This is a genomic window from Actinomycetota bacterium (assembly GCA_041658565.1).
GTDB lineage: Bacteria > Actinomycetota > AC-67 > AC-67 > AC-67 > JBAZZY01.
On record JBAZZY010000001.1, the window covers coordinates 348462 to 364051 of the forward strand.

Here is a 15590-nt window from a genome sequence, read left to right on the forward strand (position 1 = left end):
AGAGGGGTCGGAGCAGCTCGAAAGAAACAGCCTGGGTAAACCTGGAAACTGGAGTACCCGCCGGCGCCGCCCTAGATAAGGCCTTGCTTTGCCGCCCAGGCTGCAAGCCCGGCTCGGCCGCTCACTCCCAGGCGCCGCTGAGAATTGGCGATATGGTCCTGGACCGTGCGTTCGGACAGGAAGAGTCGCCTGGCGATCTCGGCGTTCGTCGCCCCCGCCGCAACCAGAACAACAACCTCTTCCTCGCGAGTCGATAGACCTCGCGTCGACCGTCCAGAGCCCTTCGGGCGCCCGGCCCTAGGCCGCAGTCCCAATTCCCGCATGCAGCGTTCAACCGTGTTCACCTCGACGATCGCACCGGCCGCCAGGGCCAGTTCACGCGCCGCCTTCAGCCTCGTGATCGCCTCTTCGCGCCGTTCCGACAACGACTCCGCCGCCAAGCGCAGGCATCGCGCGCGGTCGGACACATTCGAGCACTCCGCGAGAATTTCGGCAGCGCGGTCAAAGTGTCCCACCGCCCCCGAACCGGACCTAGCCTTCTCTATCAAGCCCTTCAGTTCAGCGACCGTCGCTTCGTGTGGATGGTAGGGCGACGCCATCAACACGTGCTCTGCTTCCTGAACGCGCTGGGCCGCTTCATCGATTCGACCAGCCAAAACCAGCGAGCGGGCGTACAGCAGGAGCACGAGCAGTCGCATGTCGGGCGCCGAGTCCTCCGAGAACTCGTTATATGAACGGGCGAATTCCACAGTCGCCGCATCCGCCGGGCCGGCGCCGTGGACACGCATGATCAACTCGGCCAAAAGAGCCAGCGCAGCGGATCCGTCCTCGGCGACCGTCCCAGGGTCAAGGACCGCCGAAAGGTGGCGCATCTCGCCACCTAGATCCTCCCACCAGGAAACGATGATCCTTCGGGCCGCGTCCTCGTCGCCGCGTTCCACGGCAGCCCAGACGCGCACCACTCCCGCGTAGTGGCGCGCCCAACGCGTCGCTTCCAGGCGGCCTGCCGTCCGATCGGCCTCGGCAGGTGCGCCCATTCGCCACAGCAACCAGGCTCGCAAGTGGTCAATCGTGTGCACGTACAGCGTCCCGGTCCCTCGGACCAAGAACGCCCGAGCTTCCTCAAGATAGGTCAGGGCTTCCTGCAGACGCCCGCGCATGGCAAGCCGGAGTGCTTGGTTGCCGTGGGTCTTGCCGATCAATTCGTCCTCACCGGCGGCCAAAGCGAGTCGGCAGGCTTCCTTCCCGCGCGTCTCCGCCTCGACAACGTCGCCCCTGAACTCCGAGACCCACGCCAGCCCCTCGGTGGCCTCGGCGGTCAGCCGGGTGTCCCCGAGCTTGTCGGCACGGGCCACTCCCTCCAACAGAACCGCCTCGCCCCCGTCGGGATCTTCGAATACCCGGGCGAGCGCGTACCCCTTGTCTACGAGAACACGCGCGTATTGGGGGTCATCCTCGCAACCCGTCAGCAATGCAAGCGCCTCGTCGAATATCTCGACGGCCACCCGATCCCCAGCGGCGCTCTGCCTGACCCACGCGAGCCGAACCAGACACCGGGCGCCTTCGACGGGGCGCCGCAAATCCACCCACCCGTCCGCCGCGCGCCTCAGCGCTTTGGCGGCCTCTTCGAACTCCCGAGTGCGAATCCCAACCTCCGCACAACCTTCGAGAGCCTCAAGCATTGTGCCGTCCTGTTGCTCAAGCGCAAGCGCGGAAGCAAATGCCGCTCCCGCCTCGTCGAGCGCGCCGGCGTCGAGAGCTCGACGGCCGGCGAGGACGTGGTACTCAGCGGCGCGAGCCGAATCTCCGGCGCCTGCGAGGTGAACGGCGAGCGCGTGTGCGTACGGACCCAGCCGCGCGCCGTGATGACGCTCGATCGCAGCCGCAACCCGCCTATGGATGTCCCGACGCTCAACCGACACGATCGTCTCGGAAATCGCCTCCCGTACGAGCGCGTGGCGGAAGGCGAGTCTTCCTTCCTGGTCGGCCAGCAGTCCGGCGGTCACCGCCGAAAGCAGGCAGCGAGGGACCTCCCTCTCTCCGACCCCCGATGCATCCGCCAGCACCACCGGATCCAGAACTCCGGCCATCAGGGATGCGACCCTCATCACCTTCAGCGCAGGCGCGTCCAGCGCTTGCATTCGAGTCAAGACGGCGCGCGCGATAGTCGGCGGGATCGACTCGGCGCCGGCGACGCGGGCGGCAGCCAGTTCCTCGACGAAGAACGGCACACCGTCGGCCAGTCGTGCGATGACTTCCAGATCCTCCTGCGACGGAGGCGATCCCCACATCGCCTCGAGCATGACGACGAGTTCCTCTCCCCCGAGATGAGTGAGGTCGATCCGAGTGGCCAGCCGGTCCCGCCGCAAGAGATCTAACAAGCGCGTCGCACTTCCGCCCTGCGCCTCCTCGGGACGGTAGGTGGCCAGAAGCAAGATCCCGTCGTCCCGAGCCGACCGAGCCAGGTGAGCAATCACCGCCTGCGACAACTCATCGGCAGCATGCAGGTCCTCTGCGATCATCACCGGGTTCGGACCCAGCCTCGCCACCAACCCACGAGTCCGGGCCGCCACCTGACGCGGAGCAAGGCTCGCGCCGCGGTCCTCGAGGTCCTCCGCCAGCTCGTGCGCCTCCCGCATCCCCCCCGGCGCCACCGACGCGAGGTCCTCCAGCAGGTCGACGATGAGTGAATACGGACCAGGGCTCGTCATCGCTTCGGGGCGACCCCACGCGAACACGTGGCCGTGCGTCTCGGGCGACTGCGCGAACTCCCTGAGCAACCGCGTCTTGCCGAGCCCTGCCTCTCCGGCCACGAGCACCAGTCCACCGCCCTGCGCGAGCGCCGCCGCGAGCACATCCATCTGCTCGCGGCGCCCAACCAACACGGGACACGTCGTGGCGGTCGCCATCACCGACCACCGACTTCGGTGCACTCACTCATTGCCGGAATCCCTGCGCTACGGTTCGTGGTCGTTACACTACTGTTTCGCGCGATCGGCCCATGTCCTTCTCGCCCTGGAGGTCCGACTGTGTTTGCACTACTGGCGATCGCCCTCGGATTAGGGCTCGCGATCGGAGCCGCGTTAGGCGGGACCCCGCGCGCGCTCGCAGATGTTCGTTTGCGCGCCACCCCGCTACTGGCCGCGGCACTCGTCGCCGGACTAGCACCACTGGCAATCGAGATCGCCGCAGAACCGCGACGATGGATCCAGACGGCCACCAACCTCGGCGTACTGATCTTCCTCGCCGTGAACGCACGCGTCCTGCGCGGAAACCTGCGTGCCGGCTTGGCTCTGATCTCACTCGGCTGGGCGCTGAACTTCCTCGTCATCGCCGCAAACAAAGGCATGCCGTTGTCCTTGTGGGCGTGGAAGCACTCAGGGCAGACCGGAGCGCCGACGCCCGGAGAAGGCGGATTCTTCAAGATCGTGCTCGCCGGTCCCGACACGATTCTGAGACCGCTGGGCGACATGATTCCGCTGCATGCGCTGAACCAGGTCGTGAGCCTCGGCGACATCATCCTTCTGGCAGGGATCGCGGCGCTGATCGCGGCAGGCATGCGCAGCGCCCCGTGCGAGATGCCGGCCGAATCCGGCTCTGCCGAGGCAGTCGCCGCGCACGAACGTCGTTAGGCGATCGCATGACGGAGCCGGACAACGTCCTGCGGGTCGGCGCGGCGCGCATCCGTATGTCGGAACTTGTCTTGCGGTTCTCGCGCGCGAGCGGCCCCGGTGGACAGAACGTGAACAAGCGCTCCACTCGCGTGGAGGTGTTCTTCGACGTCGCGCAATCCCCGTCGCTAACCAGCGCGCAACGAACGCGCGCAACGCAGCGTCTCGCTACGCGACTCGACGCGCGCGGACGGATTCGCGTCACGTCGTCGGCCGGGCGAACGCAAGCCGACAACCGCGAACGAGCAATCGCGCGTCTTGTGAGCCTTCTGGCCGAAGCGCTGCGCGCGCCCCCTCGGGCTCGGGTGCCGACGCGCCCGTCGGCGAATGCGCGCGCGCGGCGTGTTGACGAAAAGAAGCGTCGCGGAACGACGAAACGTCTCCGCTCACAACCCCGCGACGACTGACCGTCAACCGCCGTATAGGTCCTCGATCGCCTCACCGAACTTGTCCACGATCGCACGTCTGCGCACCTTCAGGGTCGGAGTGATCTCGCCGGCATCCATCTGGAAGTCCCGATCCAGCACATGCCACTTCTTGATCTGTTCGACCCGCGCCAGGTTCTCGTTGACCTCCGCGATGACGTTGTCGATCAACTGACGGATGTCTGGGTGACCCACCAGTTCGGCGAACGAACCGGGTATCCCCTTCTGCTCAGCGAATTGTGTCACCTTCTCTTGGTCCAGCGTCAGCAGTGCCACCAGGTACGGACGCCGGTCGCCGATCACAACGCTCTGCGAGATCCACGGCGAGTACTTGAGCATGTTCTCTATCACCTGCGGTGCAATGTTCTTGCCGGCCGCGGTGATGATCAAGTCCTTCTTGCGATCCGTGATCCGAAGGAAGCCGTCTTCGTCGATCACGCCGATATCGCCGGAGTGCATCCAACCCTGCGGGTCGATCAGCTCTGCAGTGGCAATCGGGTCTCTGAAGTACCCCGGCCCCACGTTGTCGCCCTTCACGAGGATCTCGCCGTCCTCAGCGATCTTGACCTCGACGCCGGGAAGAGCCTGGCCGACGGTCCCGATTCGGATGTCCAGCGGCCGGTTGATCGACGTCGGGCCGCAGTCCTCGGTCTGACCGTAGACCTCTGCGACCGGCAAGCCGATCGCGTGAAAGAACCGCAGGATCTCGGGATTGATCGGCGCCGCGCCGGAAACCAACGCCTTCGCCTTGTCCAGACCGAGCGCGGCGCGCGCGAGCGCGAACAGCCCCGCGTCGGCCTCGGCGTACTTCGCCTCGAGTTCGGGCGGCAACTGCGTTCCCGCCTGCAGCGCCTCGACGCGCTTGAGGCCGAGTTGGATCGCCTGTTCGGCGGGCTCTCGCTGCTCGGCGGGGAGGTTCTCGATCAAGCCCGTGATGCCGGCGTAGAACTTCTCCCACACGCGCGGGACCCCAAAGAAGACCGACGGCCGGCACGCCTGCAGGTCCTCGCGTAACGTTTCTATCGACCCCGCGAACCAGGTCTCCAGTCCCAAACGGATCTGCTGGAAGTGACTCGTGACGCGCTCGGCGATGTGCGAGAGAGGCAGGTACGACAGCGCGCGGTCACCGGGCTCGGTCTCGAGCACGCTCGCCAAGGCGTCGCACGTCCAGACGATGTTGTGGTGCGTCAGCATCGCGCCCTTCGGCGGACCGGTCGTCCCCGAGGTGTAGACCAGCGTGCACAGGTCCTCGGGCCGCAGGCCGGCAACGTGATCGTCGAAATCCGACGGATTTGCCGCCGCAAACACGGCACCTGCTTCGATGAACGCCTCCCATGTCGTCACGAAATCGTCCGGCCGCACGCCGTCGGCATCGAACACTACGACTCGACGCAGGTCCGGCAGATCCGCGCGCGTCTCGAGCACCTTCGCAAGCTGCGCGGAGTTCTCGACGAAGATCACCTTCGACATCGAATGTGCGGCGATGTACGCCGCCTGCTTGGGTGCGTTCGTCTGATAGATGGGGACCGTAGCCCCTCCGCAGGCCTGCGTTGCGATGTCGGCGACATGCCACTCGAATCGATTCCCCGACAGGATCGCTACCTTGTCGCCGGCGTCCACGCCGACGTCTCGTAGTCCTCCCGCGACGCGACGAACGAAATCCTCGTACTCGGCCCACGAGATCCCTTGCCACTCGCCGCCCACCTTGCGGCGAAACGCAACCACATCAGGCCCGCTTCGGGCGCGTTCAACGAACGTGTGAACGACGGTAGCACCCATCGCACTCCTCCCCAGTCCGGCTCTCTCCTGTTGTATAGCCGGTCGGCGCAACCGTGCGCCACCCCTGCATGTCGCTATAGCGCGCGAATCATGCCCGCGTATCGCTCGACGACACTCTCCCAACGGTGAGATTCCTCGACGAAACGGCGGCCGTTCGCGCCCATCGCGCGCGCGCGCGATGGATCGCCCAGCAATCGAGAGAGCGAATCGGCGAGCGCGACGGAGTTCCCTCCGGCGACGACGTCTCCGGTCTCTCCAACAACGACCGCCTCAGGCGCGCCGCCGGAATCGCCGGTGATCGCGGGGCGCGCGCAAGCCTGCGCCTCGAGGTAGACCAAGCCCAGACCTTCGACCTCCAGACCTGCGAAGCGGCTGCGACACGGCATCGCAAACACGTCGCCGGCCGCGTAATAGGCCGCCAAGTCCTGCTCGGAGACTTCACCGGCGAACACCGTCGCATCGGCGACGCCGCGCGCGCGCGCCAGCCGCTCCAGGCGCGCGCGTATCGGTCCCCCGCCGGCAATAAGCAGCGTCGCATCGGGCACTTCACGCCGCACGGCCGGGAGCGCGCGGATGAGGGTGTCCTGCCCCTTTCGCGGAACCAAACGACTCACGCAAGAGATCACCGGACGGCCTTCCAGTCCGTAACGCCTGCGAACTTCGTCTCCGCTCACCTCGGGGTTGAAGCGATCGATGTCCACGCCGGTGCGCAGCATCCGCACGGCCCCTGGGGTGCCAAGCGCCGGTTCGAGAATCTCGCGCGTGAAATCGCTGACGACCGTCACGAGCGCGGCCGCGTCTCCAATGCGGCGCAACCACCGACGCAACCCCGGCAGGCGCGCCCAAGCGACTTCAAACCCGTGCGTGTGCACGACGACCGGACGATCTATGGAAGCCGCAAACAAGTTCATCGGCAAGACGGCCCCAAACGCCACGACATCGGCATCGGCAGCCATCGACCGCACGGCAGCACGAAGCTTCGACGTTTGCCGGCGAACTTCACCCGGCCATCGCACGATCTCCATCCCGGACGCGGCATCGAACGCGGCATCTCCGTTGAATGCGGGTGCGAGAACGCGAACCTGCACACCGCGCTCGGCGAGACGCCGGTAGATGTTCCACAGGTAGCTCTGGATCCCACCGACGCGAGGTGGAAAGTCGTTCGATATCAGCAGGAGTCTCATGGTCTGTGTGCGGACTCGTAGTCGAGCGCAGACTGGATGCGCTCCAAGGGTGCCGGATGAGTGTAGAAGGCCCAGCGAAGCACACGATTCGGCCGCAAATCGGCGAGCGCGTCACGAGAGAGATTGACTTCAAGCGAAATCGCAGCCGTCGGGTCCTTCGTGACGGTGATGGCGGTCAGGTCGGCCGCCGCCTCCGCGCCTCTCGAGATCCAGTTCTGCAGCGGTGCGGCGACGAGTCCGGCGGCAACGATGAAGAAGGCGAGGAACGGAAGAACGCGCGGATCACCGGGTCCCGACACGCCGATCCAGCTCGTGAACCTGCCCCACCCGAGGATCAGCCTGATCACCACGATTCCCGCGACGACGCCCGCCGCACCGTACAACGCGCCCTTCAAGACGTCGCGGTGCTTCTCGTGCGCAATCTCATGCGCAACGACGACATCGACCTCGCGCGGGGAGGACTTCTGAAGCAGAGTGTCGTACAGCACGACGCGACGCGTTGAGCCGATTCCGGATACGTAAGCGTTCTGCTTCGTCGTGCGCCGGCTCGCGTCGGCAACCAGCACGTCGCGCACGCCTACCCCTTCCGCCTTTGCGATCGCGAGCACGCGCGCGCGAACTTCCCGCGGCGCGGGGTCAAAGCGATTGAACGCGGGTTCGTATACGACCGGAAACACCCACACCAGCAAGAAAGTGAGACCGACGCCGGCAAGCGCCGCATACGCTGGCCAGACCCTAGGCAACGCGCGCGCAAGAGCGACGAACCCGAGCCCCGCCGCGCACGCCACTACAACCTGAAACCCCGTAGCCTTCGCAATGTCGATCAGCGCCCCGGCGAGCGAGTCAGTGCGCAGCCCCCAGCTGCGATCGTGCGAGTGCGAGAGGACGGAGAACGGAAGCGCAAGCAAGACCGGCACGACGACCACGACCGCCGCGAGCAGCAACGCTTGGCGCACCCAGCGCTCACCGGCGATGCGAGCGGACCAGTTGCCCAGGCGGCGCGAACCCGGACCCAGGCCCATCGCTCCCGTCGCCAAGAGCGCGACACCCAAAGAGCTGAAGGCCGCGAGGTAATGCGGTCCCTTGTAGCGGTCGGCGCGCGCGATCTCCTCGACCGAGAAGAAGTCCGTCAGGCGCGCGCCGCCCTCCCTGCCGGCTGCGAACAACCCAGCGAGTGATCCAAGGAAACCGAAGATGCGCCCCACGGGCCGTGATTCTAGAGGGAGTACCATCGCAACGTGACCCGCGAGCCGACGACGCCCCCGCAACGCCCGGCCCCACGGTGCTCCGAGTGCGCCGCGTCCATGGTCTTCGACAAGGGATTTCAGTCGCCTGATGGATGGGCGGAACGCTTTGCCTGTCCCGAATGCGCTCGCACGCACTATCGAAACTACGGACGGGGCTCGGTCTAGAACCGACGGTCAGCGCGACCGACGCCGCGCCGCAGGCCTCTTGGCCGCAGCCTTGCGGGCTGGTGGCTTCTTCGCCGCAGGCCTCTTGGCCGCAGCCTTGCGGGCTGGCGGCTTCTTCGCCGCAGGCCTCTTGGCCGCAGCCTTGCGGGCTGGTGGCTTCTTCGCCGCAGGCCTCTTGGCCGCAGCCTTGCGGGCTGGTGGCTTCTTCGCCGCAGGCCTCTTGGCCGCAGCCTTGCGGGCTGGTGGCTTCTTCGCCGCAGGTTTCTTCGGCTCACCAGAGCCACCCGATGGCGCGCGCAATGCCCGGCCGGTTCCTTGCACCCAGCCCAGATCCGCAGCCAGCTTGTTTGCGGGAGTCAGCTCCCGAGTTCGCTGATCGAACTTCCATGAGGCCTTGCGTGACCTGCCGCGGAAGGAGAACGTCAGCGTCACCGTCCACGGAAGTCCGTCTCGCCTGGTCGCCGACCAAGCGTCGGCCAGCATGTCGTCGGTAAGGCGCACGCGCCGCGCGATATTGACGGCGACGGCCTCCCCAAGAGGCAACCGCGACATCCCCAAACGCGGCTTCTCCTGGTACGTCGACTTCGCATCGGAGATGACACCTGCGCGTTCGTACAGCACCGGTGGATAGAACTGCTCAACGTACGCAACGTCAACTTCCGCCACCTGCGCGACCTGCTTCAAAGATGTGCCCGAACGCAGGAGCCGCTGCATCTCCGGCGGAGCCAGCTTCGGTTCAGTGGGCGGAACCGGCTCTTCCGCGCCACCTCGCGCAGCATCACGGCGTGCGTACACAGCGTCCTGCAAAACCTTCAACAGCCGCTTGTCGATAGCCACAGAGTGGCTGCCCTTGCGGCCGGAAGGCTTGTTACTCAGGACAAGTTCGGCCTGGTCCGGCGACGTGCCGACCACGCGGAGTTTGATCATGACGAGACCCCGATCACCCGCGCATTCTTGCCCACGAAACCATGCAGGGCAAGCACCTGCGGATTTCTGACGCAAAGAGTGGGCGCCGGTCGTCGGCGCCCACTCGTCCTCCTGGGGGAGGAAACCTCATTTCAGTTGCGACCTCGGCCGGCCCTCAGCCCGTTAAGAGATCCAAACGCACACCGGGAAGCAAGCCCCCGTCTCTCAGAGATCGCAGCGCTCGCTCCTCGTCCACATCGAAGATCACTGCGCCCGCGGGACAGTCCAGGACGTAGGACACCAGACAGCCGTCGCAGGCGTCCGCTTCACGCCCGGGACAGTCGCTGCAATCCAGCGTTAGGGTCTCGGTCTGACGGTATGCGGCCATGGTCGGCACCTCCTGCGGTCACCCTAGGGGGACCCCCCGACAAAAACCGCCGCCGGACGCTAGAGAGCGCCGCAGTCGCGAAGAGAGGCGATCTCGGCGTCGGTGTACCCGGCCGCCCGCAGGACTTCGTCCGTGTGCTCGCCGATACCCGGCGGCGAGGCCATAGGTCCAACCGAATCGCCTCGGAGCCTGATCGGATTCCCGAGGGCAGGCACAGATCCCCCGCCCGGCAACGGCACCTCCGCGATCATGCCGCGCGCGCGCACTTGCGGATCCTCGACGGCCTCGTCGAAGTCCTTCACCGGACCAAAACATGTCTCGAGGTGCTCGAGTTCCGCACACCATTCGTCCCGTGACTTCGTGAGCAAGACCTCTTGCAGTCGGGCGCGAATCAAATCCTGTTCATCGTCGGAAGCGAACTGGCGCTCGATCAGCTCCGGCAACCCGACGGCCTCACACAGCGCGCGCCAGAACTGAGGCTCGAGAGCACCCACGGTGACGTAACGGCCGTCGCCGGCGCGATACACCCCGTAACACGCCATCTGACCCGACAGCCCCATCCGCCCGCGACGAGGAACCTCTCCGGTTACCCAGGAGGCTTGCGCGTGGATCGAGAGCCAAGACATCGCGCCGTCCATCATTGAGATGTCGACGAAACGGCCCGTTCCCGTCCGCTCGCGCTCGGCGAGCGCGGCCAGGATTCCAACTGCACCCATCAAGCCCCCGCCTCCGAGATCGGCGATCTGCACGCCGGGAATCACGGGCGGCCCATCGCGGTCCCCTACAAGGCTGAGGACTCCCGCGTAGCCGAGATAGTTCACATCGTGCCCGGCGCGCTGCGCATACGGACCATCCTGTCCGTACCCCGTGATGGCGCAATACACCAGCCGCGGGTTCTCGGCGGCAAGCGCGTCGTACCCCGCCCCGAGACGATCCATCACGCCCGGCCGGAAAGACTCCACCAGCACGTCGGCGTCGCGAACGAGGCGCTTCAAGACCTCGACGCCCTCAGGTCGCTTAAGGTTGAGCGTCATCGAGCGCTTGCCGCGATTCAATGCGATATGACCCGCGGCGACGCTGCCGGACATCGGCGGGATCCAGCGAATGTAGTCACCCTTGCCCGGCTCCTCGACCTTGAGGACGTCTGCTCCAAGATCGGCAAGCAACATGGTCGTGTACCCGCCGGGAAGCAGCCGGCTGCAGTCGAGCACTCGAAGGTGCGCAAGCGGGCGCATCACTGCGTCGGAACCTTCTGCACTACCTCGATGTGCTCCGCGCTACCGCACCAGCGGCACGTCACGCGCACGATCTCCTCGCCGATGATCTCTTCTTCCTCGATCGAGGGGTCACCGCCCAGCGAGTAGTGCAGGTACTGCCGCGTATGCCGGCGCGCCTCGACGTCGAATCGGGTGAGGTTCCCGCATCCGCCGCAGCGATAGCGCGTGTCCGGAGATGTCGGTGTCGCCATGGGGCCGGAGTATACCGGGGCCGCGCGATCGGCTCCGCCGGCCGGCCCGGTGCGGCTCCACGGTATGCTCGTCGACGACCTGAGATCCACACGGAGGAATCGCCGATGAGCAACATGCGCCGCGTGCGGGTGATCGCGAATCCTGCGGCGCGCGGCGGCGCGCGCGACGTGGTCCCCCAAGTGATCGCGCGCCTTCGTGCGCTTGGTTGCGAAACACGCGAGACGTGGACGCGCGCGCCGGCCGAAGCGATCGACGTCGCAGTCGCCGCGGCACGAGAAGGCTTCGATACGATCGTCTCGGTCGGTGGAGACGGAACCGCCGGCGAAGTCGCCGAGGGCCTGGCGCGCGCACGAGGGCGTTGGCCGGGTGCGACGTCGGAAGCTACGGCCGATCCGGCACTCGTGATCGTTCCTGCGGGCACGGGAAACTCTATGTTCCGCGCGCTGTGGAGCGACCGGCCGTGGGAAGAGGTGCTCGACGAAATCGCGGCCGGGCGCGCGCGCGTCCGCACTCTCGACCTCGGTCGCGTCGTCGGAGCCGACCGAGCGTTCGTGCTCGGAGCCAGCGTGGGATTCCTCGCGCGCGTCGTCGAAGTCGCGGCGGGCTTGGACGCACTTGCCGGACGAGAACGCTACGCGGCCGCGGCGATGCAAGCGATGCAGACCCTGCAGACCGAACCGGTCGAGGTGGAAGTGGACGGCGTGGAGTTGTTCAAGGGCTCGGCGGTGTTGGTCGTCGCGGGAGGCGCGCGCCACCGCTCGGGTGTCTTTGAGTTCCTGCCGCGCTCGATGCTCGACGACGGTTTGCTGGATGTCAGCGTGATCGAAGGCACAGATGCATCGGCAATCACCGAGATCGCCGCTCTGATTGTTCAAGGCGCACACCTCGATCGGCCGGAGGTTCGATACGCGCAGGGATCTCGCATCCGCATCTCGCGCACCGACCGAGCGCCGCTGGTCTTTGAGCGCGACGGCGACCTCGGCCGGGCGCGCGGTCCGGTGCTGGAACTCGAGGCGGTTCCCGGCGCGGTGCGCGCGTGGGCTCCACCCGACGCCCCGGCGGGTTGACGCCGGGCCCCGCGCCTAAACCGTCATCGCTTCGCGAAGGACCGCAACCAGGTCACGGGGCGACAGCGTCTCAAGTCCGCCGATCGCGTCCGCGGCCGCTTGGGACCCACCGCACGCCAGGAACTTCTCCCGCATCAGCGCCGGGTGCTCCCGGCGAGTATCCGGGCCGGCGGCACCTATCGGGATTTCTCGGTCCCGAACGGCGGTGCGACCCCCCACAAGACGCACCTCGACGCGCGCGCCGACTGCCTTTTCCGCCTGCTCGAATGTGATCGCCGGGGCGCCGGGCTCAAGCGGTTCGCCATCCATCGCTCCCAGAAATTCGGCTGCGCGAGGGCCGGCGGCCCGCAAAGCTTCGCCGACAGGCGCCGTCGCGAGCAGCGCGCGCCGCGACAGCGCCGGATCGTGTTCAACGCGTACGCGGGCCGCAAGGTCCCACACCGCTGAATCACGGATGCGATCATCGCCGAAGTCCGCGGGTCCGAGCGCGCCGCGAGCGAGCATCACCGCAACGTTGTAAGCCACCGAGAAGTTCAAGGCGGCCACTGTCGAATCCGGCCCCTTCACGTACGGCCCCGATCGGTAGTTCATGCCGACGGTGAACACCGGCGCGCGCACCACGATCTCCTCGACATCCGGCGCGACGAGCGATCCAAGCTCTCCGTAAAGGTCGCGCGCGCAGTCCAGGGCCGCGTCGATGTACGCGCACCCCGGGTAGACCTTGAACGACAACGTCTCGGTGTGCCAGCGCTCGCCGAGTCCGTCGATCACAGCCTGCGGCAGCGGCACCGAAGAGAACTTGGCAAGGAACCCGTCACGATGCTCCAGAATATCGGGCGCACCGCGCAGTCCCGCCGCCGCAGCGTCGCATGCGTCCAGCGCCACGCCGATCGGAACCGACGCGGTGAATATCTTCGCGTCGCTTCCCATGAACGCCCGGTATAAGGCCCACGGCGGCGCCGCAAACGCGATTCCCCAGGCGTCTACCCACTGGGCCTGCGATCCCCCCTCGGCCCGCAGGCGCGCGGCGACCGCTCCGGCCAAATGTGCATGCGCAGCGGTCTGCCCACGGAAGTGCCCGAGCGTAGCCGAAGCCGTGATACGGGCGGCGCACTCATTCGCGGCGATGATCGACTCCAAGAACGCACGACCGTTGAGCCCCAGGATCGCCGCATAGGCGATAGGGACGTTAACCGTGGAGTGCGAGACATGCCCCGCATAGACCGTGTCATCGAAGTCCAGACACATCGTCAACGCCGCAAGCACGTACGCCGCGCGGCGAGGATCTTCCTGCGTCGGGGACCCAAAAGCCCGCACCGTCCGCCGCCCCAGATCGTGGGCGAGGCCGGCGCGCGCGGCGCCGAGTTGGGACAGAACCTGGCTCCGGGCGAAAGCCACGACACGGTCGGGCACGTCGTCAAGCGACATGCGACTTGCCCAGGCGGCAAGAGTTTCGGTCAGAGTCACGGCCGAGAGCGTACCGGTGGCGCGCCCGTCCGGTGCGAATCGGCTTCCAAGATTGAGTCCGAACGCTCGTTCGGATAGGCTTCCGAGCCATGGCGCTCGGCATGCAGCGGTCCTTCGATGATCTCGGCAGCGCGCTGTCGGACACAGAGTTCGTCGTGTTCGACCTTGAGACCACCGGTGGATCGCCCGCCTCCTGCGCCATCACCGAGATCGGCGCCGTCAAAGTGCGCGGCGGGGAAGTCGTCGGAGAGTTCCAGACCCTGGTCAACCCGGGCGTTCCGATCCCCGCAGCAATCACTTACCTCACCGGAATCACCGACGACATGGTGGCCGGCGCCGAGCCGATCGATCGCGTGCTGCCGGCGTTCCTCGAGTTCGCCGGGCGCGCAGTGCTGGTCGCGCACAACGCTAGTTTCGATACGCGCTTCATCGCCGCAAACCTCGCGCGCCACCACTACCCCGCCATGGGGAACCCGATCGTGTGTACCGTTCGACTCGCCCGGCGACTGGTGCGGGACGAAGTTCCCAACTTGAAGCTTGCGACGCTTGCGCGCGCGCTCCGCGCGCGCACCAGTCCCTCTCACCGCGCGCTCGACGACGCGCGCGCGACGACCGACGTCTTCCACTCGCTGATCGAGCTGGCCGGACGGTGGGGCGTGTCACACCTGGACGACTTGCTCTGGTTCCAGTCTTCGCGTGGACACCCCTCGTACTCGAAGGTTTCCCTCGCCGAGGAGTTGCCGCGCGCGCGCGGCGTCTACCTGTTTCGCGGCGAAGACGACACGGTGCTCTACGTCGGCAAGGCGACCGACCTTCGCTCACGCGTACGGCAGTACTTCGGCGGCGACGACCGTCGCCACATCGACGACTTGCTGCGCGATCTCGCTCGCATCGACCACGTTCTTTGCGCAACCGACCTCGACGCGAGCGTGCTTGAGGCCCGTCTGATCCGCGCGCACTCACCTGCATACAACCGCGCGCAACGCGGGCGGCGCGCGCAGTGGTTCCTGACGCTCACCGACGAACGCTTCCCGCGCCTCAGCGCCACGCGGCGCGCGCGCAGCTCAGGCGGCGCGCCCGACGGTGCCCTCGGACCGCTGGCGTCCACTACCGCAGCCGCGGTGCGCGAGGCAATCGAGGAAGCCACATGTGTGCGAACATGCACGCCCCGCATCACAGCACGCACCTCGATTCCGGTGTGCGTGCGCGGTCAGATCGGACGCTGCCCCGCCCCGTGCGACGGCGCGGTCGATCCCAACGCCTACGCCGAAGTTCTGGATCCCGTCCGGCGCGCGCTCGGCGGGGACCCCACGCGCGCGATAGAAACGCTCGCCGCTCGAATCGAGCACCTCTCGTCGGCGTCTCGCTTCGAGGAAGCCGCTTCCACTCGCGACCGCCTGTCGGCCTTGGTCGAAGCCGCGCGCGCCGGGCGCGCGGTGAATGCCGTTCGCGACGCGGGACGGATCAAGATCGCCGTCGGCTCAGACGTCGCGATCATCGAAGCCGGCTCCTTGGTGAGCGTGAACGGGCAAACGCTTCCGATCGATACCGACGGACACCCGGACGAAGAACGACTCATAGCCGGATGGCTCGCCCGCAACGTCGAACGCATCCGTTTGATCGCGTGCGACGGCGAGTTTGCGACACCCCTGGAGGGCGGACGCATCGTCGCCGAGTGGTTCGAACGCATCCGCAAGATGCGGCTCACCGCCGCGCCGGGGGCCGACCCGTTGCCGCGCGCGCCATCATCGCTGCCCGCCTACCGTCACGCCGCCGCGACCGCGGGAGCATCCGCGCGGTAGGTTGTACCGGCTCGCACCCG

At 66.9% G+C, this 15590-nt stretch carries 13 protein-coding genes; 4 read left to right on the forward strand and 9 right to left on the reverse strand.

The window, feature by feature from the left end:
• Window positions 1–71 precede the first annotated feature (71 nt).
• Entirely contained in the window at window positions 72–2909 is a 2838-nt protein-coding gene (locus WDA27_01815) for an AAA family ATPase (GenBank protein MFA5889683.1), read from the reverse strand.
• Window positions 2910–3029: 120 nt separating this feature from the next.
• Between WDA27_01815 and WDA27_01820 the strand changes: the two genes are divergently transcribed.
• On the forward strand, window positions 3030–3632 hold the full coding sequence (locus tag WDA27_01820; protein ID MFA5889684.1) for a DUF5317 family protein: 603 nt from the start codon (window positions 3030–3032) through the stop codon (window positions 3630–3632).
• 8 nt (window positions 3633–3640) lie between these two features.
• Entirely contained in the window at window positions 3641–4078 is a 438-nt protein-coding gene (gene arfB / locus WDA27_01825) for an alternative ribosome rescue aminoacyl-tRNA hydrolase ArfB (protein ID MFA5889685.1), read from the forward strand.
• A 3-nt stretch (window positions 4079–4081) separates the two neighbouring features.
• Here arfB and WDA27_01830 read toward each other — a convergent pair whose 3' ends face one another.
• The 7 genes from WDA27_01830 to WDA27_01860 all read right to left on the reverse strand — a co-directional run bounded on the left by WDA27_01830 (window position 4082) and on the right by WDA27_01860 (window position 11233).
• On the reverse strand, window positions 4082–5875 hold the full coding sequence (locus WDA27_01830; protein MFA5889686.1) for a long-chain fatty acid--CoA ligase: 1794 nt from the start codon (window positions 5873–5875) through the stop codon (window positions 4082–4084).
• A 74-nt stretch (window positions 5876–5949) separates the two neighbouring features.
• Window positions 5950–7059 carry a glycosyltransferase family 4 protein gene (locus tag WDA27_01835; protein MFA5889687.1) on the reverse strand — a complete coding sequence of 370 codons (1110 nt, stop codon included), beginning with the start codon at window positions 7057–7059 and terminating at the stop codon, window positions 5950–5952.
• Window positions 7056–8264 (reverse strand): M48 family metalloprotease, encoded by a 1209-nt coding sequence (locus WDA27_01840; GenBank protein MFA5889688.1) that lies wholly within the window; start codon window positions 8262–8264, stop codon window positions 7056–7058. The genes WDA27_01835 and WDA27_01840 overlap by 4 nt, the downstream gene beginning before the upstream one ends.
• A 216-nt stretch (window positions 8265–8480) precedes the next feature.
• Window positions 8481–9398 carry a septation protein SepH gene (gene sepH / locus WDA27_01845; protein MFA5889689.1) on the reverse strand — a complete coding sequence of 306 codons (918 nt, stop codon included), beginning with the start codon at window positions 9396–9398 and terminating at the stop codon, window positions 8481–8483.
• 154 nt (window positions 9399–9552) lie between these two features.
• Window positions 9553–9765: a hypothetical protein gene (locus tag WDA27_01850; GenBank protein MFA5889690.1), complete on the reverse strand. Its 213-nt coding sequence runs from the start codon at window positions 9763–9765 to the stop codon at window positions 9553–9555.
• 59 nt (window positions 9766–9824) lie between these two features.
• A complete protein-coding gene (locus tag WDA27_01855) occupies window positions 9825–11000 on the reverse strand; it encodes a CaiB/BaiF CoA-transferase family protein (protein ID MFA5889691.1) in 1176 nt (391 codons plus the stop codon).
• Window positions 11000–11233 (reverse strand): hypothetical protein, encoded by a 234-nt coding sequence (locus WDA27_01860; protein MFA5889692.1) that lies wholly within the window; start codon window positions 11231–11233, stop codon window positions 11000–11002. The genes WDA27_01855 and WDA27_01860 overlap by 1 nt, the downstream gene beginning before the upstream one ends.
• 105 nt (window positions 11234–11338) lie before the next feature.
• Between WDA27_01860 and WDA27_01865 the strand changes: the two genes are divergently transcribed.
• Window positions 11339–12301: a diacylglycerol kinase family protein gene (locus tag WDA27_01865; protein ID MFA5889693.1), complete on the forward strand. Its 963-nt coding sequence runs from the start codon at window positions 11339–11341 to the stop codon at window positions 12299–12301.
• 15 nt (window positions 12302–12316) lie between these two features.
• Here the strand turns inward: WDA27_01865 and WDA27_01870 are convergent, their stop codons facing one another.
• On the reverse strand, window positions 12317–13768 hold the full coding sequence (locus tag WDA27_01870; protein ID MFA5889694.1) for an MmgE/PrpD family protein: 1452 nt from the start codon (window positions 13766–13768) through the stop codon (window positions 12317–12319).
• Between the two features lie 89 nt (window positions 13769–13857).
• On the opposite strand from WDA27_01870, the gene WDA27_01875 reads away from it, so the two are divergent.
• Window positions 13858–15570, forward strand: coding sequence for a DEDD exonuclease domain-containing protein (locus WDA27_01875; protein ID MFA5889695.1), 1713 nt, complete (start codon window positions 13858–13860; stop codon window positions 15568–15570).
• Window positions 15571–15590 lie beyond the last annotated feature (20 nt).